The organism is Mycobacterium sp. IDUB_9, from assembly GCF_055419505.1.
In genome coordinates this window covers 111,937-138,476 of sequence record NZ_JBVAXU010000002.1, presented here as the reverse complement: position 1 = coordinate 138,476, position 26,540 = coordinate 111,937, and the positions used below count along the sequence as shown (strand labels likewise).

The 26,540-nt window shown below is 65.7% G+C and carries 25 protein-coding genes; 8 read left to right on the top strand and 17 right to left on the bottom strand.

Annotation, left to right across the window (positions count from 1 at the left end; all coding sequences use genetic code 11):
* Positions 1-7 precede the first annotated feature (7 nt).
* The 3 genes from ACZY08_RS09195 to ACZY08_RS09185 all read right to left on the bottom strand — a co-directional run bounded on the left by ACZY08_RS09195 (position 8) and on the right by ACZY08_RS09185 (position 2,936).
* A complete protein-coding gene (locus ACZY08_RS09195) occupies positions 8-1,426 on the bottom strand; it encodes an SDR family NAD(P)-dependent oxidoreductase (protein ID WP_463745122.1) in 1,419 nt (472 codons plus the stop codon).
* Positions 1,427-1,630: 204 nt separating this feature from the next.
* A complete protein-coding gene (gene arr, locus ACZY08_RS09190) occupies positions 1,631-2,071 on the bottom strand; it encodes an NAD(+)--rifampin ADP-ribosyltransferase (RefSeq protein WP_209923524.1) in 441 nt (146 codons plus the stop codon).
* A 118-nt stretch (positions 2,072-2,189) separates the two neighbouring features.
* The gene (locus tag ACZY08_RS09185; protein ID WP_463745123.1) at positions 2,190-2,936 is read right to left on the bottom strand and encodes a Mut7-C RNAse domain-containing protein; all 747 of its coding nucleotides are present in this window, start codon (positions 2,934-2,936) and stop codon (positions 2,190-2,192) included.
* An 89-nt stretch (positions 2,937-3,025) separates the two neighbouring features.
* Between ACZY08_RS09185 and ACZY08_RS09180 the strand changes: the two genes are divergently transcribed.
* A complete protein-coding gene (locus tag ACZY08_RS09180) occupies positions 3,026-3,502 on the top strand; it encodes a hypothetical protein (RefSeq protein WP_463745124.1) in 477 nt (158 codons plus the stop codon).
* Positions 3,503-3,505: 3 nt separating this feature from the next.
* Here ACZY08_RS09180 and ACZY08_RS09175 read toward each other — a convergent pair whose 3' ends face one another.
* Positions 3,506-4,459: a hypothetical protein gene (locus ACZY08_RS09175; protein WP_463745125.1), complete on the bottom strand. Its 954-nt coding sequence runs from the start codon at positions 4,457-4,459 to the stop codon at positions 3,506-3,508.
* 128 nt (positions 4,460-4,587) lie between these two features.
* Here ACZY08_RS09175 and ACZY08_RS09170 point away from each other — a divergent pair, with 128 nt between their 5' ends.
* Together ACZY08_RS09170 and ACZY08_RS09165 are read left to right on the top strand one after the other, a co-directional pair.
* Complete coding sequence (locus ACZY08_RS09170) at positions 4,588-6,165, top strand: serine/threonine-protein kinase (protein ID WP_463745126.1); 1,578 nt, start codon at positions 4,588-4,590, stop codon at positions 6,163-6,165.
* Positions 6,166-6,326: 161 nt separating this feature from the next.
* Positions 6,327-7,325 carry a hypothetical protein gene (locus tag ACZY08_RS09165; protein ID WP_463781786.1) on the top strand — a complete coding sequence of 333 codons (999 nt, stop codon included), beginning with the start codon at positions 6,327-6,329 and terminating at the stop codon, positions 7,323-7,325.
* Between the two features lie 108 nt (positions 7,326-7,433).
* On the opposite strand, the gene ACZY08_RS09160 is transcribed toward ACZY08_RS09165, so the two are convergent.
* Together ACZY08_RS09160 and ACZY08_RS09155 are read right to left on the bottom strand one after the other, a co-directional pair.
* On the bottom strand, positions 7,434-7,754 hold the full coding sequence (locus ACZY08_RS09160) for a hypothetical protein (protein WP_463745128.1): 321 nt from the start codon (positions 7,752-7,754) through the stop codon (positions 7,434-7,436).
* Between the two features lie 193 nt (positions 7,755-7,947).
* Positions 7,948-9,597, bottom strand: a complete 1,650-nt coding sequence (locus ACZY08_RS09155) for an acyl-CoA synthetase (RefSeq protein ID WP_463745129.1) — start codon at positions 9,595-9,597, stop codon at positions 7,948-7,950.
* 159 nt (positions 9,598-9,756) lie between these two features.
* Between ACZY08_RS09155 and ACZY08_RS09150 the strand changes: the two genes are divergently transcribed.
* Genes ACZY08_RS09150 through ACZY08_RS09140 form a run of 3 tightly spaced genes read left to right on the top strand, consistent with a single transcriptional unit; the run spans position 9,757 to position 12,635 of the window.
* Complete coding sequence (locus ACZY08_RS09150; RefSeq protein WP_463745130.1) at positions 9,757-10,806, top strand: ABC transporter permease; 1,050 nt, start codon at positions 9,757-9,759, stop codon at positions 10,804-10,806.
* A 1-nt stretch (position 10,807) separates the two neighbouring features.
* Complete coding sequence (locus ACZY08_RS09145; RefSeq protein ID WP_463745131.1) at positions 10,808-11,806, top strand: ABC transporter ATP-binding protein; 999 nt, start codon at positions 10,808-10,810, stop codon at positions 11,804-11,806.
* Positions 11,799-12,635, top strand: a complete 837-nt coding sequence (locus ACZY08_RS09140) for an NYN domain-containing protein (protein ID WP_463745132.1) — start codon at positions 11,799-11,801, stop codon at positions 12,633-12,635. The genes ACZY08_RS09145 and ACZY08_RS09140 overlap by 8 nt, the downstream gene beginning before the upstream one ends.
* Before the next feature lie 14 nt (positions 12,636-12,649).
* On the opposite strand, the gene ACZY08_RS09135 is transcribed toward ACZY08_RS09140, so the two are convergent.
* Genes ACZY08_RS09135 through ACZY08_RS09120 form a run of 4 tightly spaced genes read right to left on the bottom strand, consistent with a single transcriptional unit; the run spans position 12,650 to position 17,285 of the window.
* On the bottom strand, positions 12,650-14,146 hold the full coding sequence (locus ACZY08_RS09135) for a SulP family inorganic anion transporter (RefSeq protein ID WP_463745133.1): 1,497 nt from the start codon (positions 14,144-14,146) through the stop codon (positions 12,650-12,652).
* 24 nt (positions 14,147-14,170) lie between these two features.
* Positions 14,171-14,920: an ABC transporter ATP-binding protein gene (locus ACZY08_RS09130; protein WP_463745134.1), complete on the bottom strand. Its 750-nt coding sequence runs from the start codon at positions 14,918-14,920 to the stop codon at positions 14,171-14,173.
* Positions 14,917-15,804 (bottom strand): ABC transporter permease, encoded by an 888-nt coding sequence (locus ACZY08_RS09125; RefSeq protein ID WP_463745135.1) that lies wholly within the window; start codon positions 15,802-15,804, stop codon positions 14,917-14,919. Before ACZY08_RS09125 ends, ACZY08_RS09130 begins: the two co-directional genes overlap by 4 nt.
* 23 nt (positions 15,805-15,827) lie before the next feature.
* Positions 15,828-17,285 carry an ABC transporter substrate-binding protein gene (locus ACZY08_RS09120; RefSeq protein WP_463745136.1) on the bottom strand — a complete coding sequence of 486 codons (1,458 nt, stop codon included), beginning with the start codon at positions 17,283-17,285 and terminating at the stop codon, positions 15,828-15,830.
* Between the two features lie 143 nt (positions 17,286-17,428).
* On the opposite strand from ACZY08_RS09120, the gene ACZY08_RS09115 reads away from it, so the two are divergent.
* Complete coding sequence (locus ACZY08_RS09115) at positions 17,429-17,773, top strand: YidH family protein (protein WP_463745137.1); 345 nt, start codon at positions 17,429-17,431, stop codon at positions 17,771-17,773.
* A complete protein-coding gene (locus ACZY08_RS09110) occupies positions 17,770-18,108 on the top strand; it encodes a DUF202 domain-containing protein (protein WP_463745138.1) in 339 nt (112 codons plus the stop codon). The genes ACZY08_RS09115 and ACZY08_RS09110 overlap by 4 nt, the downstream gene beginning before the upstream one ends.
* Here ACZY08_RS09110 and ACZY08_RS09105 read toward each other — a convergent pair.
* The 7 genes from ACZY08_RS09105 to ACZY08_RS09075 form a co-directional block, all read right to left on the bottom strand.
* A complete protein-coding gene (locus tag ACZY08_RS09105; protein ID WP_463745139.1) occupies positions 18,053-18,955 on the bottom strand; it encodes a hypothetical protein in 903 nt (300 codons plus the stop codon). The genes ACZY08_RS09110 and ACZY08_RS09105 overlap by 56 nt on opposite strands.
* A gap of 217 nt (positions 18,956-19,172) precedes the next feature.
* On the bottom strand, positions 19,173-21,104 hold the full coding sequence (gene gyrB / locus ACZY08_RS09100) for a DNA topoisomerase (ATP-hydrolyzing) subunit B (protein ID WP_463745140.1): 1,932 nt from the start codon (positions 21,102-21,104) through the stop codon (positions 19,173-19,175).
* A gap of 22 nt (positions 21,105-21,126) precedes the next feature.
* Complete coding sequence (locus tag ACZY08_RS09095; RefSeq protein ID WP_463745141.1) at positions 21,127-22,479, bottom strand: arylsulfatase; 1,353 nt, start codon at positions 22,477-22,479, stop codon at positions 21,127-21,129.
* A gap of 63 nt (positions 22,480-22,542) precedes the next feature.
* The gene (locus ACZY08_RS09090; RefSeq protein ID WP_463745142.1) at positions 22,543-23,355 is read right to left on the bottom strand and encodes a GntR family transcriptional regulator; all 813 of its coding nucleotides are present in this window, start codon (positions 23,353-23,355) and stop codon (positions 22,543-22,545) included.
* 125 nt (positions 23,356-23,480) lie between these two features.
* Positions 23,481-24,356, bottom strand: coding sequence for a formylglycine-generating enzyme family protein (locus ACZY08_RS09085; protein WP_463745143.1), 876 nt, complete (start codon positions 24,354-24,356; stop codon positions 23,481-23,483).
* Between the two features lie 9 nt (positions 24,357-24,365).
* Positions 24,366-25,481 carry a galactokinase gene (locus tag ACZY08_RS09080; RefSeq protein ID WP_463745144.1) on the bottom strand — a complete coding sequence of 372 codons (1,116 nt, stop codon included), beginning with the start codon at positions 25,479-25,481 and terminating at the stop codon, positions 24,366-24,368.
* Positions 25,481-26,515 (bottom strand): patatin-like phospholipase family protein, encoded by a 1,035-nt coding sequence (locus ACZY08_RS09075; protein ID WP_463745145.1) that lies wholly within the window; start codon positions 26,513-26,515, stop codon positions 25,481-25,483. Before ACZY08_RS09075 ends, ACZY08_RS09080 begins: the two co-directional genes overlap by 1 nt.
* Between the last annotated feature and the right edge of the window lie 25 nt (positions 26,516-26,540).

The following is a 26,540-nucleotide window of genomic DNA, read 5'->3' as shown; positions in this document are numbered from 1 at the left end:
GAAGCCCCTACCAACTAGCCGGCGAGTAATCCTTCAAGAAACACCCGTGCAGATCCTCACCCAGTTCCCCGCGCACAATCGGGTCATACACGCGCGCTGCACCATCCACCAGATCCAGCGGTGCGTGGAAGCCTTCTTCGGCCAGCCGGAGCTTGGTCGGGTGCGGGCGTTCGTCGGTGATCCAGCCGGTGTCGACGGCGGTCATCAGAATGCCGTCTTGCTCGAGCATCTCCCCCGCGCTCGTTCGGGTCAGCATGTTCAGCGCGGCCTTGGCCATGTTGGTGTGTGGATGGCCTGGCCCCTTGTAGCCGCGGCCGAACTGGCCTTCCATCGCCGACACGTTCACCACGTACTTACGCCGGGCCGACGAGGCGGCAAGCGCCGGGCGCAGTCGGCTCACCAGAATGAACGGCGCGGTCTGATTGCACAGCTGCACCTCGAGGAGCTCCATCGCGTCGACCTCGTGCACCCGTTGGGTCCAGCTGTTGACCGACGCGGTATCGGGCAGCAGCCCACCGGCGTCGATGGCAACGCCGGCGGAGATCCGCTCCGGCGAGGCGCTGCGCGCCGTCAGGGCGAGTTCAGTCAGCGCGTGCGCCGATGGATGCTCGCCGAGGCTCCCGGCCAGGGCATGCGGGTGGGCGTCACTGACATGGTCGAAGGTGATCACGTCGACCAACGCCGGCGGCGGGGTGCGCTCGGCCTCGACCAGCGCGGCATATGAGCCCGGCGGGCGGCGCACCGTCTGCGCCGCGTTGTTGATCAGGATGTCCAGCGGTCCCTGCGCCGCCACCTCGTCGGCGAGGGCGACCACCTGGGCCGGGTCACGCAAGTCGATCCCCACCACCCGCAGCCGGTGCAGCCAGTCCGCGCTGTCCTCCATCGCGGCGAAGCGGCGCACCGCGTCGTTGGGAAACCGCGTCGTAATGGTCGTGGAAGCGCCGTCGCGCAGCAGCCGCAGCGCGATGTACATGCCGATCTTGGCGCGCCCGCCGGTGAGCAGGGCGCTGCGCCCGGTCAGGTCGGTGCGGGCGTCGCGCTTGGCTCGGTTCACCGCGGCGCATTCCGGACAAAGCTGGTGGTAGAAGGCGTCGACCACGGTGTGGTGGTTCTTGCAGATGTAGCAGGCCCGCGAGCGCAACAGCGTGCCCGCACTCGCCCCGACCGCGGTCGATACCAGCGGCAGACCCTGCGTCTCGTCGTCGATCCGTCCGGGTGCACCGGTAGCGGTGGCCGCGATGACGGCGCGGTCCGCGGTCGCGATCGCGTCACGTCTGGCGTCCCGACGGGCCTTCTTCACCGCCTTGAACAGCTTCGCGGTGGCCTGGCGCACAGCAACGGCATCGGGATGCTCTGGAGGCAGCGCCTCCACTTCGGAAAGCACCCGCAGGCACGTGCTGAGCTGGTCGGGATCGATCGCGGTCACCATCGAAGGGTACGGGGGTTGGGGCCAAAACCCGCTATCGAGCGAACGGGCCTACAGGTAGAGGTGGTGGGTGCGGTGTTGCGGCGAACGTGCAGGTTTTCCACGTGATGTGTGCAGGTCTGGCCGGAAAAGCTGCACGTTCGTCACAGCGCCCCGCACGGGACATAGGAGCGGAACCGCCGGCAAAACGGTGAGCCCCAGATATCAGTCGTAGATGACGTCGAGCCCCCGCCGCCGAAGATCGGCCAAGGTGTCCCGCATGCCTTGCAACTGCTCGGGTGAATGGCCCACCCAGTCGGTGATCTCCCCGACGATTCGCACCGGTTCCCGGGTTCGGTAGGAGCGGGTCGGGTTGCCGGGAAGCTTCTTGTCGGTGACGTTCGGATCGTCCTCCAGCGCACCCTCGGGTTCGACGATGTAGATGCGGCCCCGCCCCTCACCGACGGCCATCTCGGCTCCCCACACCGCGGCATCCAACGTGCGGGTGACGTACACGTGGTTCATGATCCGGCCCGCTTCGTAATTCGATTCGCGTCCGGGCACCAGGCGATCACCCACCGCCAGGTCAGCCTTGGTGCCGTGCAGCAGCGCACCCGACTCGTGCACTTCGAACGGTTTCGGCGTACTCGTCACAATCTCCCCCATCTGGTCACGGACCGACAGATTGTGCAGCACGACAGGGGCCTTGCCACAAGCCCCACCCCCGGCCGTATATTGAGAATGGGAAGAGATCCGCGACGTCAGTCGCGCTCCGCCGTACCTCTCAGAGTTGGTCGAGAAGACCGTCGACGAGACTGGCCAATCTCGTGAAATGTGTTCCGGGCCAATAGATCTGCCCGCAATCTTCGCAGCGGACGAAGTCGCCGTAATGGCGGCGGGTCAACGGCTCAAGGCGGTCGCACACCTCATCCTTCGTCACCGCGGCCAACACCCCGTTGCACCGTAGGCACCGGGAGAACGGCGCCACCCGGCGTCTCAGGTCCAGCCGCCGAATGACCTCCAGCGTCTGTTCCTCCGGTTGCTCGGAGTGGACGAACAAGCCATGCGTGATTGCCCGACGCTTCAGCAGGCCCCGGTCGCGGGTCAGGAGGATCCGCTGTTGCTCCAGGCTGATCTCGGCCAGGCTGTGATCGTCGGCGTCGTTCGACCACCAGACGTCGAACCCGAGCACCCGGAGCAGCCGCGCCAGGCGACCAAGATTGACGTCGATCACGAACCGCGGCTCACGCAGCGGCTCGGGCCGTAGCCGGGCCGTCGACTCGATATCGAGCGCCTCGAACATCGGGTACACCGCGATGCGGTCCCCCGCAGCCGGTCGGTGCTCGAAGCCCACTGGGTCCCCGTTCACCAGGATCAGGTCGATCTCGGTGTGCGGAATACCCATCGCCTCCAGGACATCCTTGACGGTCTGATGGCTCTGGCAGGGACGGCGCACGGTCCGGCCCCGCGAGCCGGCTTCCACGAAGTCGTTGAGCTCGGCGTATGCCCGGACCGTCACAAAACCGGTCATATCGCCATGGTCGCGCGTGGACCCGCCGCGGGCAATCAGCGTCCACCGACACCCTGGGCAACCTCGAACAATCGGCATAGCGTGAGGACATGACAGAGCCCATGGTCACCGTGGCCCACCCGCCGAAGGCGATGCTGCGCGTCGTCAATCCGGCCCTGCGGTTCATGTTGCGCACGCCGTTCGCCGGCTCCGCGCGCAAGCAGTTCATGGTGCTGACGGTGCGAGGCCGAAAGACCGGACGGCAGTACGCAATTCCGTTGAGCGCACACTTCATCGACAACTCTCTCTATGCGCTGACCGACGCGGCATGGAAATACAACTTCCGTGACGGCGCCACCGCCGCGGTTCTGCACGACGGGCAGACGACGTCGATGCGCGGCGAGCTCATTCAAGATCCCGCGACCGTGGCGGATCTGTTTCACCGATGTGCCGAGTCCTATGGCGTCAAACGCGCGCAGCGGATGATGGGGTTGACGTTCCGCGACCCACGTGTCCCCTCGCTGGAGGAGTTCGCCGACGCGGTCGACCGAGAGCACCTCGCGGCAATCAAGCTGACCCGCGATTAGCCGCTATTTGAGGCAGGTATCGAACTCGTCGCGGATGCGCTGTTGCAGCGCCAACGCATCGGGCACGAGCAGTTCGGACTTGGTGCGGTCGCCGTTGACGTACTCGCATTTGCCGATCATCGCGCTGCCCGCCCAGCGTGGCTCGTCGAAGCGGGCGCGGTCACCATTCCAGCGCCAGGTGAGGCTGACAGGATGCTCGGGCCCGGCCTCGATCGCGTGGATGGTCCGCACGATGTCGTCATAGGCAGTCGCCCGCGTCGGCACGCCGAAGGTCAGATGCTCAACCCGCCCGTCGCGGACGCTGATCCACCCCGGTTGGGCCGGCGCCGCTGCAGCCAGTTGCCCGTCGATACGCTGCTTTTCCACCGGGGACAACCGGGTGAAGATCATCCAGTGCGGATCGGCGACCCGGTTGGCGGCAGACACTTCGATACCACCCGGCGGCCGGTTGGCGAAGATACGCAGGATGGCATCGACCGCGGCGCCTGGTTTTTCGGCCTCCCGGATCTCTACCTTCGATGCATCGGGCGCGGCGCCGCTGAACCACTGGATCTCCCCGGCCGGGGCCTCGGCCCGAAGGCGACGCACCAGTCCGGTCACCTGCTCGACGTCATCGGGCAGATCGGCGCTTCCGGAAAGCGAAGTCTGTTCGGCCACAATGATCTTCATCCGCTGGTCGAACTTCGCGAAGTCTTTGCCGCGTAGCTCGTCGAGCTGGGAAGTCACCGCCCCGACCTGCTGATCGCTGGCCTGCTCCATGTCAACTTTGAGTTCGAACCGAGTGCCCTCGAGGATGCCGTTGTCATAGATCAGGTCGACCTCGGACACACCCGGCATCGCCGCGATGCGGTGCTTGATGTCGAGTGCTTCCTGTTCACGGTCGGGCGCTCCGGTGCAACCACTCACGCCAACCATCACTGCGACGAGCAGTGCGGCGCCAACGGGTGCGAATCGCATGCTCATGAGCCTACGGCCGGTGCCCGCACCTGCGACGCGCCAATTCGCCCTACTGAACCCGCAAAGGCGAATAAACTTGTCGGCACCCCGCGTTACGTTCGCCTGTTCGCCAGTCGAGGAGGCACAGGATGGTCGAGAACAACCCGGGCGTGGGGAGCCGGTTCGGCAAGTACGAGCTGACCGCGCTGCTCGGCCGTGGTGGCATGGGCGAGGTCTACGAGGCTGTCGACACCGACAAGGGCCGGACCGTTGCCCTGAAGATTCTGCGCGCGGAGTTTGCCCACGATGAGCAGTTCCGAACCCGGTTCCTGCGCGAGTCGCAGGCGGCGGCGAGCTTGGAGGAACCCCACGTCGTGCCGATTCACGACTGGGGCGAGATCGACGGCAACCTCTGCATCGACATGCGCCTGGTCCGCGGGCAGACCCTGCACGACCTCATCAACAGCGGCCCGCTCGAGCCGCGCCGCGCGGTATCCATCGTCGAACAGATCGCCTCCGCACTGGACGCCGCGCACGCCCGCGGGCTGATCCACCGGGATGTCAAGCCGCAGAACATCATCGTCACCTCTGCGGACTTCGCCTATCTGCTGGACTTCGGTATCGCGCAGGCCCAAGGCGATTCGAGCCTCACCCAGGCAGACACGCGGATCGGCTCGTTCAGCTATATGGCCCCGGAACGGTTCGGCGACGAGCCGTGCACGCCCGCCGCCGACATCTACTCGCTGGCCTGCGTGCTCTACGAGGCGCTGACCGCCGACGCACCGTTCCCGACCCATAGCAACGAACAGCTGATCGCGGCGCATCTGACGACCCCGCCGCCGCGACCCAGTACGGCCCACTCGGGAATCCCGACGTCCCTGGATACTGTTATCGCGCGCGGCATGGCCAAGGAGCCCGACGACCGTTACGGCAGCGCCGGCGCATTGGGGCGCGCCGCGCAACGGGCGTTGCACACCACTGACGAGAGGGTCGCTGCTAGCGCCGAAACCATGATGGCGCCATATGTTTCACCGCCGCTGCTCACCGCACCGCCGGTCGTCGCGCACATCGCGCCCGGCGCCGCTGAGCCCGGACCGCCTCCACGGCAATCCTTGGTGCCGATGGCGGCCGTCGTTCTGGTAGCCGCGCTCCTCCTCGGTGGGGTCGGGCTGGTCATCGGTCTGCTCCTGTCGAAAAACTCTGTGACAGTCGACTCGTCATCGGCACAGACATCGGCGCTCTCACCGTCGAGCGTGACCGTCGCCGGGCCGACTGTGTACAAGACGGTGCCGGCGCCGACGACGGCTCCCACGCCGTCGTACACGCCGACGGCAACCCGCAACCCCGAAGCGTCGAGTTCGACACAACTACGCCAGATCTCACTGGGCGACCACACCGTCGTGAGCACCCAGGGTTCCGATCGATGGGTGCCGCAATTGAGTTCCAAACGGCCGGGCGTCGTCGACCAAGGTGTGGTGTGGGACAACGAGTTGACGTTGGAAGAGCATCTGCGGCTGCGCCAGGAATACGGCGCCAAGCTCCTGTGGTCCGGTGATTGGTCGACGTTCGACGCGCCCAACTTCTGGGTCACCATCGCGCCGATCACGTATCCCACCGCGAGTGGGGCGTTGGCCTGGTGCAGCGACCACGGTTTCGATCGGAATCACTGCTACGCGAAGCTCATCAGCACGACGCACGCCGTGGCCGGCAGCACCGCGTTCAATTGACCTGGTAGCGGAAAATTGGCGCCGTCGGCCCCCACATAGCGATGTCACAATCGCAGGGCGTTAGCTGAACGCAGCGCCATCCGTCGAAAGGACCTCGTCCGTTGTGGGTTTGGTACAACACCGCACCGCGGTGGGCTCGTTGGCTGTTCATATCGGTGTGGATGACGATGTGGTTCTTGTTGTTCGGGTGGGCAGTGGTTCACCCGCAATACCATTGGTGGACATCCTGGCCGGGCTGGGTTGTGGCCGTCGGACTGGCCGCGTTCGGACTGCTCGCTGCCATCCCGGTCACAATGATCACGCAGCCGGTCGTGAACACGTACGCCACCGTGTTGAAAGGGCTCACCGCCGCGCAGCGTTCCGCTGTGGCCCGGGCGCTGCGAGGCGAACCGATACCCACTGACCCGGCCGTGCTGACCGCAGCCGTCCGCGCCATTGATCTCACCCGTGCATATCGGGATCGGGTCACCCCGGCACGTCGCCGTCTCAGCTGGGTGCTCATCGGGCTATTCGCGATTGCGCTCCCGGTCCTCGAATTCTTCTCGGACCAACCGCGACTCGCCCTGCTCTACCTGGCTATCGCCGTTATGTTGGTGGTCGGTCAGGTCTGGCCGAAGTGGGACCGGCGTCGCCGTGAGCCGCATCTGGCACGGTTGCGCACCGCGGCCGACGCCGATCCGGAGGTTGCCGCTGCGGTCGCGCAAACCGTGGCACCTGCGGCGTCGCCCACAACCCGCCAGCGCTGGCTTCGAGCCGGTCTGGTCCTCCTGCTGGCTGTCGCGGCCGGGCTGACTTTCGGCATGCTGAGCCAGGTTTCCGGCCGCGACTGCCGAACCGCCATCGGTGCGGCTCGCTACATCAGCGACCACCGAGAGCTTCTCGATTCCAGCAGGATCGGCCCCGGCGGGCCAGATCTATCGGAGTACCGAGGATGGTCAACTCAATTGGGCCGCTACGCCGACCGGGTCGATGATCCGGCCGTCCGCCGACATCTGCAACAGGTCAGTGACCTTTCGGCCGAGGTAGTCGACGTTGTCGAACAAGCCCGCACCCCCGGACTCTCCAACGAGAGCATCGGTATCCAAAAAATGTTTTACCTCAACACTGTTCAACGATTGGTCGACGCGGATACGCAGATGGTGCAGCTCTGCCAGCGGTAAACCACGCTCACGCGCCTGCTGGACCGCTGCGAGTGCCACTCGCTTGGCGCTGTCACCGCAGTCCTCCCCCGCGGGGGCGTTCAGCCACACCTAGACCCGCTCACACCGTCACGAGCACTTCTCCGTGTCGATGCGCACCACCCCGAAGTCGATTTTGGTCGACGTACCGAACGTCGACCCGGGCGGCGGCGTCGAACTGCACACCTGCCAGTTGCGGTCACTGATCTGCGCCCGGCCCTTCCCGGTCAGATCGGTCGAGCTGCTGAACCACACCTCGCCGTGCGTCAGCGACTGGATCGCGTCCTGTGCGCCCTGCAGATCCATCCCGATCAGATTCGGCATGGTCCACGACGGCGACGCCACCGCCGCCGGACTCGTCGCCAGAGCCACGGCGACCAGACCGACGACTGCCACCGATACACGCTTCATATCAACCTCCTGTTTGAAGTGAACCGCGCATCGTCGCACCAGCCACCGACAAGGCAGTTCCCCCTGGCGTGCCTGTGACGAGCGTGCAGACTTTCAACGCGATCTCGCAGTTCTGACGGAAAACACTGCACGCTCGTCACAGCGTCCCCCAAACAGGACATTGGAAGAGCGCGATCAGGCCGGGCCACGGCCGTCAGGTATCGACGACCATCTCGACGAGCACCCGTCGCAGCAGCTTGCCGGTGGCGTTGCGCGGCAGTTCGTCGATGAACACCACATCGCGGGGCACCTTGTGCCGGGCGAGGTTGTTCTTCACATACAGCTTGACCTCGGCAGCGTCAGGACTGGCACCAGGTTCGGCAACAATGAAGGCCCGCAACCGTTTTCCGAATTCGACATCATCCACACCGACCACCGCCACCTCCGCGATGTCGTCGCGTTCCTCGAGTAGGTTCTCCACTTCCTGCGGGAAGACGTTCTCACCGCCGGAGACAATCATGTCGTCGTCGCGGCCGTCGACGAACAGCAGTCCGTTCTCGTCGAAATGGCCCATGTCGCCGCTGGACATATAGCCGTCGATGATCTGTTTGGTGCGACCATCGGTATAGCCCTGAAACGGCGCGCCGTTGCGGACGAAGATCCGGCCGCGGCGGTTGGCGCCTTTGAGCCGCTGGTCGTTGTCGTCGTAGAGCACCACCTCGCAGGTCACGGGGGCACGGCCCGCAGTCCCCGGAGCCGCCCGCAGTTCAGCCGGCGTGGCAATGGTGGCGATGGCGCACTCCGTGGAGCCGTACATGTTGTACAGGACCTCGCCGAAGGCATCCTGGACCCGGGTGGACAACTCCGGGCTCAGTGCCGACCCGGCGATCAGGATCACTTTCAACGCCGACATGTCGTACTTACCGATCACCTCGGGGCCCAGTTCGACCATCCGGTGCAGCATCGTCGGCACCGCTACCAGCATGTCGGCCCGGTGCTCTGCCATCAGCTTCAGCGTGCCCTCGGCGTTGAACCGCCGCGCCGTCACCACCTTGTTGCCCAACGCGGCACCCACCAGGTAGGTGGCCCAGCCGGTGCTGTGGAAGATCGGTGAGACGATCACCATGGTTCCCTTGCGCGGGAACGGAACTCGGTCGACGATCTGCGCCGTCGCAAACGGGGACACGGTGTCACGCGGCGCCCCCTTGGGCAGACCGGTGGTCCCGCTGGTGAGGATGACCGACCCTCCGGGCTTGCTCGGTGGGGGCAGCGGTCCGGTCGGGTTCGCCGCCACGATGTCGTCGATTGTCTGTGCGCCGTCAGGCAACTCGGCGTCATCGTCCACCCAGGTCAGTACCCGAGGAAGTTCGGCAGGCAGCGCGTCGAGCAGTCCGAGGAACTCGCTGTCGTGCATCACCACCCGCACGCCCTCGCGCGCGCATACCTCCGCGAACTGCGGTTTGGCGAAGCCGGTGTTCATCAGCACCAGCCGGACACCGAGTTTGCCGCAGCCGGCCATCGCGATGATGAGGCCGCGGTGATCCCGGCACAGCAACCCGACAACGGAGCCTTCCTTGAGCCCCAGGCGTTGCAGTCCATGCGCCAACGCCCAGGATTGGTCGTCGACCTGCTTGTACGTCAATGTGCCACGCTCGTCGACAATCGCGGGCAGGTCCGCATACCGGCGCCCGCCCTGAATCGCCATGGTGGCCTGCGGCCCGTACTGCCGCGCAAGCTTGGCGCTGCGCACCACCGCGCCGATATCCAGGGGCTCGATAAAGCCCCGGTCGACGAGACGCGCGACCGCATGCACCGACTCGACAACCTGACCCAGCTGTTGCCGAACTCCGGCTATTGCGTGCATGCCCCTGCCCCTCGCCGATTGCGCTGGACAGTAGCAGTGCTCGGGTCGTCCGTCACCGGGTCGGACGCGTCAAACCGGACCCTCACACCAAATGCCCCAATAACAACCACCAGCAACATCCATCTCGGTAACGTCGGCAGAGATGCGGAGGGCACTGACGTGTTGATGGCGGCGTTACGCGATCTGCAGTGGCGACGACGGCGATTCCTGATCGCCGCCGTCGGCACCGGGCTGGTCTTCGCCATGACGTTGGTGTTGACGGGCTTGGCCCATGGTTTCCGCGTGGAGGCCGAACGCAGTGTCGACGCGTTGGGCCTGGACGCGTACATGATCAAGGCAGGTGCGGCAGGACCGTTCCTCGGCTCGGCACCGTTGCCGCTCAGCGACGTCCAACGTGCCGCGCGCCTGCCCGGCGTCACCACCGCCGTCCCGCTGGTCTACGGCTCCTCGACGATCCCCAACAACGGCACCCCGCGCAACGTGAATGTGTTCGGCGTGCCCGAGGCGGGCCCGGGCACGCCGGCTCTGAAGGACGGCCGGGCCCCACACACCCCCGACGAGGTTGCGGTGTCGACGACGATGGACCAGCCGATCGGCTCCGATGTCGCGGTCGGGGCGGCGAAACTACGCGTCGTCGGTCTGGTCGACGACCTCACCGCCCTGGCTGCGCAGGACAACATCTACCTGACGGTGCCCGGCGCCCAGCAGCTGCTGTTCTCGGGGCAGAAGCTGATCTCCTCGGTCGGCATCATCGGCACCCCGGGACCGCCGCCACCGGAATTCCGCATCGTCGACCGGTCGGGCGCCATCGACGACATGGTGCGCGCACTGCGGGGCGCCAACCAGGCGATGAGCCTGATGGCCGGTCTTTTGTGGGCGGTCGCGGTGTTGATCGTCGGCTCGGTGATCTATCTGTCGGCGCTGGAACGCACCCGCGATTTCGCGGTGTTCAAGGCCGTCGGCGTGGCCAGCCGATCCATCATGGCCGGCCTGGCGATGCAGGCCGTGACGGTCGCGCTCCTGGCTGCGGTGCTGGGCGCGGGCCTGTCATTGCTGCTCGGACCGCTCTTCCCGATGCGCTGCGACGTGCCCACGGTGGCATTCGTCGCGCTACCGATCGTCGCCGTCGTGGTCGGCCTCCTGGCCAGTGTGGCCGGCCTGCGCCGCGCCGTGAACGTCGACCCAGCCCTGGCATTCCGAGGACCCTGACATGGCCGACTTAGTCGTCAAAGACCTCGTCGTGGAGTACTCCAGCGGCGGCTACGCGGTACGCCCGATCGACGGGCTCGACCTCGAGGTCCCCGCCGGATCGCTGTCAATTCTCTTGGGCCCCAGCGGTTGCGGGAAGACCACGCTCCTGTCGTGTCTGGGCGGGATCCTCAAGCCGACCGCGGGCCGTATCGAGTTCGGCGACATCGACGTGACGACGCTCGACAAGAAGGCGCTCTCGGATTACCGGCGCGACACCGTCGGCATCGTGTTCCAGGCCTTCAACCTGGTGCCCAGCCTGACCGCGTTGGAAAACGTGATGGTGCCACTGCGCGCCGCGGGCCGGACACGGCGGGAAGCCCGCGAACGCGCCACCGAACTGCTCACCCGCGTCAACCTTGAGAGCCGATTGCATCATCGCCCCGGCGATCTCAGTGGCGGGCAACAACAACGTGTCGCGGTGGCTCGTGCCATCGCCCTCGATCCACCGCTGATCCTGGCCGACGAGCCGACCGCACACCTGGATTTCATCCAGGTCGAGGAAGTGCTCCGGCTCATCCGTGAGCTCGCCAGCGGCGAGCACGTCGTCGTCGTCGCCACCCACGACACCCGCATCCTGCCGCTGGCCGACCACGTGGTGGAGCTCGTTCCGCACGTCGCCGTCGAACACCAGAACACCGAGACCGTGACCATCGCGGCCGGCGAAGTGTTGTTCTCCCAGGGCGAGATGGGCGACCAGATCTACATCATCACCGAAGGTGAGATCGAACTGGCCCGCGAATTGGCCAGCGGTGGTGAGGAAGTCATCAAGGTCGTCGGCCCCGGCGACTACTTCGGGGAGATGGGGCCGTTGTTCAGCCTGCCGCGGTCTGCCACCGCGCGCGCGAGGACCGATGCTATCGTCGTCGGCTACACCATCCAGGCGTTCCGGGAACTGCTCGGCCCCACCGGCGCCCGCAATCTCATCGGGCAGCCCGAAGCCGAGGACTCAAATGACTGAACTCGACACCCGCGTCGCGGTATACCTCGACTTCGACAACATCGTGATCTCCCGCTACGACCAGGTCAACGGCCGCAACTCATTTCAGAAGGACAAAGCCAAAGGCCTCGAGGCCGACAAGCTCACCAAGGCCACCGTCGACCTGGGTGCCATCCTCGACTTCGCCTCGTCCTTCGGCACGTTGGTACTCACCCGCGCGTACGCGGACTGGTCAGCCGACCTCAACGCCGGATACCGCGAGCAGCTAGTCGGCCGCGCCGTCGATCTCGTGCAGCTCTTCCCCGCCGCCGCGTATGGCAAGAACGGTGCGGACATCCGGCTGGCCGTCGACGCGGTCGAGGACATGTTCCGGCTTCCCGACCTCACCCATGTCGTGATCGTGGCCGGGGATTCCGATTACATCCCCCTCGCCCAACGCTGTAAACGGCTGGGCCGCTATGTCGTCGGCATCGGGGTGGCCGGATCCTCCAGCCGCGCACTGGCCGCCGCGTGCGACGAGTTCGTCATCTACGACGCACTCCCCGGAGTCCCCACAATCACTCCCGAGCCCGAACCCAGACAGCAGAAGCGCAGCCGCAAGACAGAAGAACCCGACCCCCAGGCCGAGGCGACCGCGCTGCTCACCCGCGCCCTGCAGATCGGCCTGGAGAAAGACGACGACGTCGAATGGCTGCACAACTCCGCAGTCAAACGCCAGATGAAGCGGATGGACCCGTCGTTCAGCGAGAAATCGTTGGGCTTCAAGTCGTTCAGCGACTTCCTGCGGTCGCGCTCCGATGTCGTCGAGTTGGACGAGAGTTCGACGACGCGGATGGTCAAGCTGCGGTAGCACCGGCTGGCGTCTCACACCCCCAGTCGCCCCGACAATCGGTTCAGCCGGTCCAGGCTTACCCCGTCGAGCCCGGTAAACGACACAGTCTTCCCGCGCGACGAGTACTTGGTCCTGATCGCATCGAGACTCGCGACGGACGACGCGTCCCACACCGATACACCGGACATGTCGATCACCACCTCGGCGGGATCATCGGCGTAGTCGAATTGGTGCACCAGGTCATTGCTGGACACGAAGAACAGGTCTCCGCGGACCCGATAGGTCCGCGCGCCGTCCGGTCCGGTGACGGCCGTGACCGAGGTGAAGTGGGCGACGCGGCGGGCGAACGCCACCATTGCCGTGAGCACCCCGAGTGACACCCCGATGGCAAGGTTCCCGGTGGCTACCGTCGCGATGACGGTGATCACCATGATCAGGGTTTCACTGCGCGGCAGCATCTTCAGAGTCCGTGGCGTCACGCTGTGCCAGTCGAAGGTCGCGAACGACACCACGATCATGACAGCCACCAGCGCGGCCATCGGGATGCGTCCGACAAGGTCCCCCAGTGACACCACCAGGATCAAGACGAACACCCCGGTCAGCAACGTGGACAGTCGGGTGCGGGCGCCGGCCACCTTGACGTTCATCATCGTCTGCCCGATCACCGCGCAGCCGCCCATGCCGCCGAAGATCGCGGTGACCACATTGGCCATGCCCTGCCCGCACGCTTCACGGGTCTTGTTGGACGGTGTGTCGGTGATGTCGTCGACCAGTTTGGCCGTCATCAGCGACTCCAGCAGCCCGACGAGCGCCGCACCCAACGCGTAGGGCGCGATCACCTGCAGCGTGTGCAAGGTCAGTGGAACGTGCGGGAACCCGGGTACGGGCAGCGAATCAGGCAGAGCCCCTTGATCTCCCACGTCGGGCACGTGCCAGCCACACACCACGACCGCAAGCGTCAGCACCAGCACCGCCACCAGGGGCGCGGGCACCGCGGTGGTCACCTTGGGCAGCAGAACCATCACCACGATGCCCGCCACGGTCAACGGATACACCAGCCACGGCACGTCGACCAGATGCCGCAGCTGTGACACCAGCACCAGGATCGCCAGCGCGTTGACGAAGCCCACCATGACACTGCGCGGGATGAACCGCATGAGCTTCGCGACCCCGAAGAACGCCAGCAGCATCTGGATGACACCGGCCAGCAGGATCGTGGCGACGAGGTAGCCCACCCCGAATTCCCGGGATACCGGGGCGACGACAAGCGCGACTGCCGCGGTGGCGGCCGTGATCATCGCGGGCCGACCGCCGGTGAAGGCGATCGTGATCGCCATCGTCACCGTCGAGAACAGGCCCACTCGGGGATCGACCCCGGCGATCACCGAGAACGCGATGGCCTCGGGGATCAGGGCCAGCGCAACGACCAACCCCGCCAGCACCTCGGTGCGCAACACTGCCGGCGAACGTAGCGACGGCAGGCGCGGTCCGGTTGACGGCGCGCGGAATCCGGGGATGGCGATACTCATCGAATCTCCTTGGTGGAAAACCAGTTATGCAGCCGGGCGGTGACCGAGGAAGTCCAAGATGGCGCGTCGGCGCCGTTGGTAGGACTCCTCGAACTGCGCCGCGGGGGTGCGGGGCTGCTCGATCGTGATGACATCGGCCACGGTGGCGGGACGATGGCTCAACAGCACGATCCGGTCGGCCAGCAGCAGCGCCTCGTCGACATCGTGCGTGACGAACAACAGCGTCATCTTCTGCGTCTCCCACACCGACATCAGCAGCTGTTGCATCTCCAGGCGCGTCTGCGCATCCAACGCACCGAACGGCTCATCCATCAGCATCACGTGCGGCTCACACGCCAGGGTCCGCGCCAGCTGTACCCGTTGCCGCATACCGCCGGACAGCTGGCTGGGCAGGTGGTCCAGGTAGGCGCCGAGCCCCACCTGCTCCAGCCGGGCGGTGGCGGTGTCTTTGAGTTGCCTGCCACGCATTCCGCGGAGCTTGAGCGGGAACTGGACGTTTTTGAGCGCAGACCGCCACGGGAACAGTGCGTCCTCCTGAAACACCATGGCGCACTGGGCGGCATTGCCGGTGACGGGTGCACGGTCGACGGTCGCCGTGCCGCCCATCGGTTTGAGCAGCCCGGCCAATGCACGCAGGATGGTCGACTTGCCACACCCGGACGGGCCCAGGAACACGACGACCTCGCCGGGTTCGATCGTCAGGGTGATGTTCGCTGCGACGACGCCGTTGAAGCCGAGTTGCAGCTGCTGGAGGTTGACGGCACCGGTGCTCATCGGGAGGCCCTCGGCAGCCAGCGGTTGACCCGCCGTCCGACGCGCTCGACCAGCCAGGCCGTGCCCAGCCCGAGCGCACCGATGGAGATCATGCCGACCACCACGCCGGCGTAGTCCAGCAGCCCGTAGGCCTGCCACGTGTAGTACCCGATGCCGAACTGGCCCGAGATCATCTCCGCACTCACCACACAGATCCACGCGACACCCATGGACACCGACAGCCCGGCGAAGATGCCCGGCAGGGCGCCCGGGATGATGACGTGAAACAGCAACGACATCCGGCCCGCACCCATGGTCTGCGCGGCCTCCTCCCACACCTTCGGCATCGAATCCATGGCGTGAATCGTGCTGACCACCACCGGGAAGAACGCCGCGAAGAAGGTGATGAACACGATCCCCTGCTCGCTGGACGGGAACAGCAGGATGGTCAGCGGCACCAACGCAATCGCGGGGATCGGCCGGATCAGTTCGATGAACGGCCGCAACGTCATTCGGGCGATCTCGGAGCGACCGACCAGTACACCCAACCCGATGCCGACCACCGCCGCGAGGCCGAAGCCCAGCAGGATCCGCTGCAGGCTGGCCAGCAAGTCGTCGTAGTAGGTGCCCGAGCTGACCCGCGCCAGCAGGGTCTGCATGACCGCTTCCGGTGTCGGCATCCGGTTGAACCGCAACCAGGCCACGACATTGTTGGCCGTCAGCAGATGCCAGGCCACCAGGAAAACCGTGATCGGGATCAGCGGCAGCACCAGCGCAGGCACACGCCGGGTGACGGATGCGGGCAACAGGTCAGCGACGCTGCGCCGCATGGACTTTCCGGTCTTGCTGGTCGGTGACCACAACCGCGGTGCAGCGATCGTGGGCCGTGTCATGAGCTCGGTCATGCGGTTTCCTTTCTGGGAGGGGTTTAGCCGGCGGTGCGGGACTGCCCCACGGCAGCCGGGTAGGCGACGGGTACTGCCTGCGGATGGTTCGTCCGGTAGGTGTCGGCACCAGCGCCGGTGGCGAACGGCTTGTAACGCTGAGTGGGTGATGCGGCGGGATCCTGCAGCCACACAGCGTGATCGGCGAAGATCCTCAGCCCGGTGAGGGTGTCGGGCACATACGCGGCCCGCACCTCGGGCATCGCAGCCACCCTCCGCAGCAGGCACGTCGGGGTCGCGGCGGCATCGGTGGTCTCCGATCCCGACGCCCACACCTCAGATGCCTGCGCCGGATCGCCCACCGGCAGCCCGCACACGTCGTCGAAACCGGTGAGCGTCATGGGATTGGCCACGCTGGCGCGGCGCTGCGGGTACCGGTCTCCGAACAGCTGCCGAAGGTAGCCGTCGTTGACGAAGCCGGGAACGTCGAAATCCTTTGTCACCGAGCCCCGCCCGACCAGATAGTCCTTGACGGTCGCGAACGCGGTGAGGAATTGCTCCTTGAGGGTCATGTCGAAGCTGACCAACCCGTTGGGCCCGTTGTACAGGTAGATCACTTCGGGTTCGATGCCGGTCAGCTCCCCCACCCGCTTCGCCGCTGCGAGCGGATGAGCGACGATGTCGTCGGTGGTCGACTTCATCGCCCGCAGGAACGCCGCCATCACCTCGGGATGACCGCCGGCGAACTGCTTGCGCACGACCACACCGTGGAACGTGGGCACGTTGTTGTCGCCGCCGTCGTACAGCAGCCGCCCTTGGTTGCGGAAGATCACCAGCTGCGGCCACGGCACGAACTGCGCCAAGCCATCGACCTGCCGGCCGTCGATCGCCGATGCCCCCACCGACGGGTCCTGGTTGACGATGTGCACGGCGCCCTTGTCGATGCCGCTGTTTCGCACCGCCGACGAGAACATCCCGTCACCGGCCGACCCCAGGCTGGTCGACACCTTCTTGCCCGCCAGGCCGGCAAGCGTCTGGACAGTGGAATCCATCGGTACCACAACCTGATTCAACGAGCCGCGCAAGTTGTAGCCGGTGGTCGCGATCATCTCGGTCGCCGCGTCGTCGTATTTGCGGGTCTTGGATCCGTTGGTGAGCAGCGGATAATCGCCCATCGAGCCGATGTCGACGTGAGTGGCGATCATCTGCGCGGTCAGCGGGGCGCCGGAGGCGAAGTCCTGCCACACCACCCGGTATCTGGCGCCGGTCTGCGCGCCCAGCGCCTTGAGCTCGTTCTCGAAGTCACCGCGGTCACGCAGCAGGGTGCCGGCGTTCACGGTGTTGATGGTCTTGGATTGATAACCGACGTTGACCACCACGGTCGGCTCGGAGAGCAGGCCGCAGCCGGTGAGCAACTGCGCGCCGCCCACCGTGAGCGCGGTCAGCAGAGCAGCCGAACGGGCCCGCCACCGACCGCGTGGGAGCTGTTGTACCTGATCCATGCAGACAAGAGTCGACGGCTTCTGTTACCTCACTGTCATGTGAGGTTGCGCAGCAGTTACGCCATCCGCACACAAAGAACGCCCTGGTTACGCCACCACTACCACCCTGGAAACCCGCGCGTGTTTCGGAAACGCTTGCAACCGTGAGTATTCCGATCGAACCCGACTACAGGTTCACGCTGGCCAACGAGCGCACCTTTTTGGCCTGGCAGCGTACCTCCCTCGGGCTGCTCGCCGCGGCCGTCGCGGTGGTGCAATTCATGCCCGAACTGACAGTTCCGGGACTTCGGCACATACTGGGTGCGACGGTCGGGGGCATGGCGATCCTGACGGCCGTCGCGGGCCTGCGCCGGTGGGCCCAAGTCGATCGCGCGATGCGCCACGACGAGCCACTGCCCCGACCCGCCGCGCCCACCTATCTGACCGCCGGCCTGGCGATGATGGGGCTCGCAGCCGTGGTTCTGGCGATCACCGTCACCGTGCGATGACGCGCCGGGCACTGGCCGAAGACCGTGGGCTGCAGGCCGAACGGACGTCGTTGGCGTGGACCCGGACTGCACTGGCCGTTGCGGCCTCCGGGGTGCTGGTGCTGCTGCGGGACGGACACCTCGCCGGTGCACCGGCACGCCTGATGGTGGTGGCCACCGCGGCGCTGCTTGCCCTCGGCGTGTACTCCGTGGGCGCGCGACGACGCCACCAGTTACTGACGGACCCGCGGGGTTCGGCGGCGTCTGGCCGGGGATTCGTTCCAGGTGTCGGGCTCGCCGTCATCGCCGAGGCACTTCTGGTGATGACGTACCTGGCAATGCCCGCCGGGCCGTGATCTCCCGGTCTTGCGCAGCCCACACCTTCTGCCGCACCCGATCCGCGATATTCGTTCGGTCCACCATCGTTTGCGTCACCCACACCACCGCCCAGCCGTACGACTCGAGGTCGGCCGTTTGTGTGTGCACCCACGTTTGATGATCCGGAGAATCCGTTTCCTCATCGCATTCGACAGCCACCTTCCAGCGACGCCACCCCATCGCCACTCGGGTGCACTCCAAACCCCACTCGTCGTAGAACGGGATCCGCGTTTCCAGTCCCGGTATGCCGATGTAGCGCAGCCGAAGCCGAGTTTGCGTCTGGAGCGGCGTTTCGGCACCGCCGTCTGCGTCTACCAGTGATATCCGCAGCCGGTCGACGCCCCGAATCCCTCGATTCGCCTCGGCCAATGACCACACCTTCGCGCGGTCAAGCCCGGTCTTGTTCATCAACGCATCCAAGATCGGTACCGCTTGGGCGTACGGCAGCAGCCGGCCCAAGTCGAACGCTGTGCGCGCGACCGTGGTGACCCGCATGCCGTCGGACTCGCAGACATCCTCTGGGGCAAGGGCATACGAATGGACCCGCAACCCGGGCGGCGCGTGACGATTGGCTCGCACGACCTCGGCCGGCGCACCGACGTCCAGCCACTTGGTGCCATGGACCGCCGCGGCTGACACTCCGCTGATCACTGCGGATGGGCCGGCGAACAGCCACGCCGCCTGAGCCCGCAACAGCGGCGTCAGGGCGACCTCATTGTCCAGATACACATTGCGGTAAACGGCACGAAACTTCGTCTCGAGTTGGCGCGAGGTGAGCAGCCCCGCCCGGACCGCCTCGCGCCCGAGAAACGGCTGTCCGTTCATGGGGCAAGCATCGGCCGGCCGACCGACAATTCTCACGGCCCGGCCAGGGTTATCCACAGGGATGTCTCTGGGTTGTAGTGGGTGTCGGCGCACTGTGACGAGCGTGCAGGATTTCCGCGCGATCTCATCGTTGGGGCGGCAAAAGCTGCACGTTCGTCACAGGGGCCTGACCGGGATATACATGCCGGAGACCTCGGAGAAATTGCAGGTCAGGAGGTCAGACGTCGAGAAAGCGGATGTCTTTGGCGTTGCGCGTGATGAAACTGCGCCGCGCCTCCACGTCGTCACCCATCAGAATCGAGAAGAGTTCGTCGGCGGCCGCGGCATCGTCGAGCGTCACCTGACGCAATACCCGCACCGAGGGATCCATGGTGGTCTCCCACAGTTCCTTGGCGTCCATCTCACCCAGACCCTTGTAACGCTGGATACCGTCATCGACGTTGATCCGCTTGCCCGCGGCCTTACCCGCCTCCAACAACCCGTCACGCTCCCGGTCGGAATACGCGAACTCGGGTTCCTGACGCTGCCACTTGAGCTTGTACAACGGCGGCTGCGCCAAGAAGATATGCCCGTGCTCGACCAGCGGTTTCATGAACCTAAACAGCAGGGTCAACAACAACGTCGAGATGTGCTGACCATCCACATCGGCATCAGCCATCAACACGATCTTGTGATACCGCAGCTTGGCCAGATCGAACTCGTCATGGATGCCGGTACCCAGGGCGGTGATGATCGCCTGGACTTCGGTGTTCTTCAAAACCCGGTCGATACGGGCCTTCTCGACGTTGATGATCTTGCCGCGCAACGGCAGGATCGCCTGAAACATCGAGTCCCGCCCACTCTTGGCCGAACCGCCGGCCGAATCACCCTCCACCACATACAGTTCGGACTTCGTCGGATCGGTAGAGCGGCAGTCGGCCAACTTGCCCGGCAGCCCACCGATGTCGGTCGCGCTCTTGCGACGCACCAACTCACGGGCCTTACGCGCGGCGATACGCGCCTGAGCCGAGGAGGCGACTTTGGTGACGATCACCTTGGCCTCGGCGGGGTTGGCCTCGAACCAGTGGCTCAACTGCTCGTGACAGACCTTCTGCACAAACGAGCGAACACCAGCATTGCCCAGCTTGGTCTTGGTCTGGCCCTCGAACTGCGGCTCGGCCACCTTCACCGACACCACCGCAGCCAAACCCTCGCGGATGTCATCGCCGGTCAGGTTGGGGGCGTGGCCCTTGGCGCCGTCCTTGAGAAGCTTCTTGTCCTTGGCGTACTTGTTCACCACGGTGGTCAACGCCGCACGGAAACCCTCCTCGTGCGTACCACCCTCATGAGTGTTGATCGTGTTGGCGAACGTGTGCACCGACTCGGAATAACCGGCATTCCACTGCATCGCGATCTCGACCTCGTGACCGGTGCCCTTACCGTCGAATCCGATGATGCTCTGCTGGATCGGGTCTTTCACCCGGTTGATGTGCTTGACGAAGTCGATCAATCCGCCCGGATGGTGAAAGGTGCGGGTGTCACCGTCGGGCCCACGGTGATCGGTGAGCGTGAGGAGCAGTCCCTTGTTGAGGAAGGCCATCTCCTGCAGACGCCGGGCGATGGTCTCGGCGTTGTATTCGGTGGTCTCGAAAACCTCGGGGTCCGCCCAGAATCGGACCGTGGTGCCGGTGCGCTTCGAGGGGTTGCCGCGGGTGAGGGTGCCCGGTTCGGAGTGGTCGTAGTGCTGAAACCATTCGTGGCCGTCCCGGTAGACGGCCACTTCGAGGCGCGTGGACAGCGCGTTGACGACGGACACTCCCACGCCGTGCAGACCACCCGACACCTGGTAGGACTCGCCGTCGAACTTGCCTCCCGCGTGCAGTTGGGTCATCACGACGTCGATGGTCGGAATACCCTTCTCGTGCATGGCAACCGGGATGCCGCGCCCGTCATCAGACACCTCGACGCCGCCGTCGCGCAGCAGCGCGACGTCGACGCGGGTGGCGAACCCGGCCATGGCCTCGTCGACCCCGTTGTCCACGACCTCCCACACCATGTGGTGCAGTCCGCGTTCGCTCGTCGACCCGATATACATCCCGGGGCGCTTGCGGACGACGTCGAGCCCTTCGAGGATCGTGATCGATTGGGCACCATAGCTGGTGGCGGTCATGGCCGGGTCTCCTCTTCGGCGATTACTGGCTGCAGGCAGGCACGAAGTCGATGGGTGCGCCGGCCGGGATCAGCTCCTCCTGCTCGACCGTGGCATCGAACTCCTGAATGAAGCGGTACGCATGCTGCATCACCCACCACCGCACCCAGGTCTGATTGACCGCCTCCCGCTCCTTCGGATCCTCAAGGAGATTCGTGATGCGCGCGAACCCCAGCGGGATCTCCGGGTCGTGGAAATGCTGCTGACGTTTGAAGTTGATCTTGAACTGCGACCACTTCACCGCATGCAGCTCTTCGTTGAGCCACACCATGCAGCCCTCACGCTTGGATTCCTCAGCTCCAGAGAAGAATTCCCGCTGATCGATGCCGTCGATGACCCGGTCGTCGGGGATCTCGCAACCGACCCACCGCAGCAGGGTCGGGAACATGTCGGTGACGTGCACCATCTCGTTGCTCTCGCGCGGCGTAACCTGACCCGGCCAACGGATCAGGCACGGGGTACGGATGCCGCCCTCGGCGGAACTGAAGTACGAACCGTCGAAGAACCCTGCAGTTCCACGTCCGGCCAGATGATCCTCGGCACCGTTGTCACCGGCCATGATGACGATGGTGTTGTCCTCGATGCCCAGTTCGGTCAGCGTATCGAGGATGCTGCCGAAGTCGTGGTCGAGCATGAGCAACGAATCACCCCACGCCCCATTGGTGCTCTTGCCCTTGAACTCCTCGCGGACCTCCATCGGGAAATGCATCAACGAGTGGTTGTGGTACAGGTAGAAGGGCTTGTCCTCTTCGACGCTGCGCTTCATGAACGCCTTTGCACGGCGGTCGTATTCGCCGTCCACCTCGCCCTTGAGCTTGACCGTCAGCTGCTGGTCGGTGGTCCGGACGCCGTCGGCCTTGGTTCCCTCGTACATGTAGGAGTAGCCGTCGCGCTCGGCCTTGTACCAGGGATCGTCGGGCCACAGGCACTCGTCGTAGGTCCGGGCCGGGCCGTACCACTCGTCGAACCCGTGGTCTGTGGGCCATCGACCGTCCTCGGCACCGATGTGCCACTTGCCGAAACACGCTGTGGCGTAACCGGCTTCGGACAGAATGTCGCCCATGGTCCGCTCCCAGGCCACGATGCCGCCACCATTTCCGCCGAGCGCGATGGTGTGGTTGCCGGATCGGATCGGGTAGCGCCCGGTCATCAGCGCCGAACGGGTGGGTGTGCACTGCGGTTCGACGACGAAATGCGACAACTTCAGCGACTCGGCGGCGAAGGCGTCCATCCGGGCGGTGTCAGCGCCGCGCAGGATGCCACCGCCGTAGCAGCCGAGCTCGCCCATACCGAGGTTGTCGACGTGGAAATACACGATGTTGGGTTTTTTGGGCATGGTTGAACTACCTCTCTCTATACATGGGTGAAAACCGTTGGAGGTGAAGCGGAAAGCTGCCGGCTACTTTGGCGGCGGCGTCGCCTGATCAGGCGACCGCGCGGCAATCGTCATCAACGAGCACCGATCCCCGCGATAGCGCACGGTCTCGAAGTCGAACGGGGTTCCGTCTTCCAGATGGGTCAACCGATGCAGCAGCAACAATGGTGCACCGGACCGGATTTGCAGAAGCTCGGCAGTATTGGCGTCCGCGGAGACCGACTCCACCGTCATCTCGGCCCACCCCAGCCGCATGCCCAGCTCGCGTTCGATCAAGGCGAAGACGTCCTGGCGATCGAGATTGGCATCGACCGGGATCGCGCCGATCCGCAATGACGTGGTGTCGAGAGACAGCGGCACACCCCCGACCGACCGCAACCGCTCGATGAAGAGGATCGGGGCGTTCTCAGGCAGTTGGAGCTTGGCCGCGACAAATGGGGATGCGACCGATTCACGCACCGACAGCACTGTGTTCTCCACCGGTAGCTGGTGCCCGGCCAGGGACTCGGCCAGACCTTCGAGCCGATCGATACGCTGGCTCAGCTTGGCGCCGGTGACAAAGGTTCCCGCACCCTGCACCCGGGTGATCAGCCCTTCGCCGCGAAGTAGTTCGAGCGCCTCACGGATGGCATTGCGGCTCACCCCGAACTCGGCGGCGAGCTCGTTCTCCGACGGCAGCATCGGACGGGCCGCCGCCAATCCGCCGTACACCCCGTCAAGGATCTGGCCGCGCAGAACATCACGGGCCCACCGGGCGGCGTCGGCCCGGGTGCCGGCGTATTCCCTGGTCGCCGGACGAGGAAAGTCCTTCGGCGGGATGTGCGGGCGGCGGGTCATGACCTCACTGTGCCACCGCGGACACCAGGTGGCGATACGGCGCGTGTTACGCCACCTGTTACTTCGTAAAGCCCTAGGCCAGCGGCTATGAGGCAGCGTTTAGCCGCGACATCCGCCACCACGCTCTAGCTCGACACGCAACGAAAACCGATGTGAGTGGTCGCGCTGTCCTGTGATTGCGAGGACCGGGCGGCGGGGCGGTAGCGGTGGCAGTACTCAGGTGCGCACAGGTGCGACCCGCCCTTGAGCGTCTGCATCACCGACGGGTCGCCGACAGGAGCGGGGCAACATCCCGATACCTCGGCGACGGCACGGTGCCCAGGCATGAAGCGGGTGGCAGTCCACTCCCATACGTTCCCGATCATGTCGACCAGGCCAAAAGCGTTCGGCGGGAACGTGCCAACCGGTGAAGTTCCGATCCAACCCAGGGCCCCGTCGTTGCGGTACGGGAACCGGCCTTGCCACGTGTTGGCCATCAGCTGCCCGTCCGGTCGGACATCGTCACCCCAGGCATAGACAGTCGTCGCGCCTGCGCCGGCCGCGTACTCCCATTCATCTTCGGTCGGCAGCCGTCGACCCGCCCACGCTGCGTACGCCGCCGCATCCGGGTACGCGACCTGGACCACCGGGTGATCGGGCCGGTCGACGACCGTCGACCGGGGCCCCGTCGGATGCTTCCAACATGCCCCCTCCGCCCATGTCCACCATTGCCGCCAGTTCCGCAGGTCCACCGGGCCATCGGTCGGTTGGAACACAAGCGCGCCCGGGATGAGCTCTTCGGCGGGCACCCCAGGAAATGCCGCAGGATCCAGTTGCTGCTCGGCCACCGTGAGATAGCCCGTCTCAACCACGAACTCGGCGAACTGGGCATTGGTGACCGGATGCCGCTCGATGCCGAACGGTGCGACCGTCACGTCATGCACCGGCGACTCCTCGGGATAGAAGTTCTGCGATCCCATGCGGTATGTGCTGCCGTCAAGTGCGACGAGTTCGGTGAGCATGCGGACAGACTAGGTAGGTCCCGAACCTGGCGCAGCCCGGCTCATCTCCGGCCCGGCGCCACCGCCGGCACGGATCTTGGCTATCGTCGGCTCCGGATACCCTGCCCCGCGCACCGCCCGGAACACCTCCTCGCCGACCACATCCACCCGCTCCCCCGGCACCAGCGAGATGACGCAGCCGCCAAACCCGCCACCGGTCATCCGCGCCCCGAGCGCACCGGCCCGCACCGCGGTTTCAGCAATCAGATCCAGATGCGGTGTGGTGATCTCGAAGTCGTCGCGCATCGAGGCGTGCGAGGCGGTCCACAGCTCACCGACCGCCGCAAGGTCCGAAGAGGCCATCGCCGCAACACAATCGAGCACCCGCTGGTTCTCGGTCAGCACATGATGCGCGCGCCGGGCATCGACCGGATCGGTCACCGCCGCGAGCGCTGAGGCGGAAGAGATCTCCCGAAGCGAGGCCACCCCGAGATCGGCGGCAGCCCGCTCGCACGATGCCCGCCGGGCCGCGTATTCGCCGCCGGCATGCGCATGTCTGGCCCGGGAGTCGATCAACAGCAGCGCCACGCCGGACACCTCGGGATCGAAGGGCACCGACTGCACGCTGACGTCGCGGAAGTCGATCAGCATCGCCTTGCCGGGCTGACCGAACAAGGACGCCAGCTGGTCGAGCAATCCCGTTGGTGCGCCGACATATTCGTTCTCGGCCTGCTGAGCGATGTGCGCCTGATCGACGCGATCGAGTTCGACACCGACTGCGGTGAGCAGCGCACCGAGCACCGCGCATTCCAGCGCCGCCGACGACGACAGCCCCGACCCGACCTCGACCTCACTCGTGATCGTCATCGTCCCGCCCGGCACGGCAATCCCGGCATTCAGCAGCGCCCACACCACCCCGGCGACATACGCCGCCCACCCCGTCACGTCTCCGGGCACGGTGTCCACACCGATCCGCACCGGACCGTCTTCCGACGCGCTCGACACGTCCAGTACACCCGATGAGTCCGGGTCGAAGTCGACAAAGATCCGCTGCGGCAAGGCAATCGGCAGCGCGAAGCCCCCGTTGTAATCGGTGTGCTCGCCGATCAGATTGACCCGGCCCGGGGCGGAGTATCTGATGCGCACTAGCCCTGATCCACCCGATGGGCGCTGCGGAAGCGGTCCAGATAGGCCGGCCAGTCCCAACCGGACAGGAACTGCGTCGTCGCCGCGTAGCCCTTGTCGTACAGCGCCGCGGCCTCGTTGCGGCTGATGTCGAAGTCGAGCACCCCGACATCGGTCGAATCCACCTGGATCGCACGCGTCTTCACCCACGGCAGGCTCAGATGAGCCTGGTCATGACCGACCAGCATGGTGGTGAGCAGGCTTTCCAGGAATGTCGGTTCACCGCAGCGCAGCATCCCCAACCCGGGGATGAGCTGCTCGGCGGACGGCGCGGGCAGATAGGGCACCACCGTCACACCGAAGGTGGGCCAGCGCGGCTCCGCACCGTCGGGCCGGTCGAACGAGTCGATGGGGAAATTCGACAGCACTCCACCGTCCACCAACGTGCACGGTTGCCCGTCAGCGGTTTTCAATGTGACCGGATGGAAGAGGAATGGGATCGCCATCGAGGCGCGCACCGCGTCGGCGACGAGTTGCTCGTCGGGGTCCAGGCCGTAGACCCGGCGGTAATCCCAGGGCAGACGAACCAGTTGCCCGGTCGTCACGTCCGTCACCGTGACCACGAACCGGTAGCGCCGTTCAGGTAGCAGATGATCATCGGTGATCGCCAGATCACCGAAAGTCTTGACGCCCATGTTCTTCAGCTCGCTGCGGATCCAGTCGTAGGCGAAATCCCCGCGATACACCCCCGTCTCACGCAGTAGGCCCCACGCGGTGCCCAGCACCGGGATGCGCTCGATCGGCCCGCTGTCGCGGAACTTGCGGTAGGGCACGTTCAACGCCAGCTCGCGCAGCTGCGCACTGGTCAGGTCGTTGCGTTGCTCCGCCGCGGCCACCACCGCACCGACCAATGAGCCGGCCGAGGTTCCCGAGATCCGCTCGATCGCGTACCCGGCTTCCTTGAGCGCGACGACGGCGCCCACCAGGCCGATGCCCTTGACCCCGCCCCCGGAAAGCACGAGGTCGGCACGGTGCGGAGAATGTTTCGCAGCCATGAACCCAGCTTGGCACGCCAGACTG

Bases quoted from the DNA above. Each gene is read 5' to 3' on its own strand.
- arr (WP_209923524.1), bottom strand. From the start codon at position 2,071: ATGGGGGAGATTGTGACGAGTACGCCGAAACCGTTCGAAGTGCACGAG.
- ACZY08_RS09185 (WP_463745123.1), bottom strand. From the start codon at position 2,936: ATGACCGGTTTTGTGACGGTCCGGGCATACGCCGAGCTCAACGACTTC.
- ACZY08_RS09180 (WP_463745124.1), top strand. From the start codon at position 3,026: ATGACAGAGCCCATGGTCACCGTGGCCCACCCGCCGAAGGCGATGCTG.
- ACZY08_RS09175 (WP_463745125.1), bottom strand. From the start codon at position 4,459: ATGCGATTCGCACCCGTTGGCGCCGCACTGCTCGTCGCAGTGATGGTT.
- ACZY08_RS09170 (WP_463745126.1), top strand. From the start codon at position 4,588: ATGGTCGAGAACAACCCGGGCGTGGGGAGCCGGTTCGGCAAGTACGAG.
- ACZY08_RS09165 (WP_463781786.1), top strand. From the start codon at position 6,327: ATGACGATGTGGTTCTTGTTGTTCGGGTGGGCAGTGGTTCACCCGCAA.
- ACZY08_RS09160 (WP_463745128.1), bottom strand. From the start codon at position 7,754: ATGAAGCGTGTATCGGTGGCAGTCGTCGGTCTGGTCGCCGTGGCTCTG.
- ACZY08_RS09155 (WP_463745129.1), bottom strand. From the start codon at position 9,597: ATGCACGCAATAGCCGGAGTTCGGCAACAGCTGGGTCAGGTTGTCGAG.
- ACZY08_RS09145 (WP_463745131.1), top strand. From the start codon at position 10,808: ATGGCCGACTTAGTCGTCAAAGACCTCGTCGTGGAGTACTCCAGCGGC.
- ACZY08_RS09140 (WP_463745132.1), top strand. From the start codon at position 11,799: ATGACTGAACTCGACACCCGCGTCGCGGTATACCTCGACTTCGACAAC.
- ACZY08_RS09135 (WP_463745133.1), bottom strand. From the start codon at position 14,146: ATGAGTATCGCCATCCCCGGATTCCGCGCGCCGTCAACCGGACCGCGC.
- ACZY08_RS09130 (WP_463745134.1), bottom strand. From the start codon at position 14,920: ATGAGCACCGGTGCCGTCAACCTCCAGCAGCTGCAACTCGGCTTCAAC.
- ACZY08_RS09125 (WP_463745135.1), bottom strand. From the start codon at position 15,804: ATGACCGAGCTCATGACACGGCCCACGATCGCTGCACCGCGGTTGTGG.
- ACZY08_RS09120 (WP_463745136.1), bottom strand. From the start codon at position 17,285: ATGGATCAGGTACAACAGCTCCCACGCGGTCGGTGGCGGGCCCGTTCG.
- ACZY08_RS09110 (WP_463745138.1), top strand. From the start codon at position 17,770: ATGACGCGCCGGGCACTGGCCGAAGACCGTGGGCTGCAGGCCGAACGG.
- ACZY08_RS09105 (WP_463745139.1), bottom strand. From the start codon at position 18,955: ATGAACGGACAGCCGTTTCTCGGGCGCGAGGCGGTCCGGGCGGGGCTG.
- gyrB (WP_463745140.1), bottom strand. From the start codon at position 21,104: ATGACCGCCACCAGCTATGGTGCCCAATCGATCACGATCCTCGAAGGG.
- ACZY08_RS09095 (WP_463745141.1), bottom strand. From the start codon at position 22,479: ATGCCCAAAAAACCCAACATCGTGTATTTCCACGTCGACAACCTCGGT.
- ACZY08_RS09090 (WP_463745142.1), bottom strand. From the start codon at position 23,355: ATGACCCGCCGCCCGCACATCCCGCCGAAGGACTTTCCTCGTCCGGCG.
- ACZY08_RS09085 (WP_463745143.1), bottom strand. From the start codon at position 24,356: ATGCTCACCGAACTCGTCGCACTTGACGGCAGCACATACCGCATGGGA.
- ACZY08_RS09075 (WP_463745145.1), bottom strand. From the start codon at position 26,515: ATGGCTGCGAAACATTCTCCGCACCGTGCCGACCTCGTGCTTTCCGGG.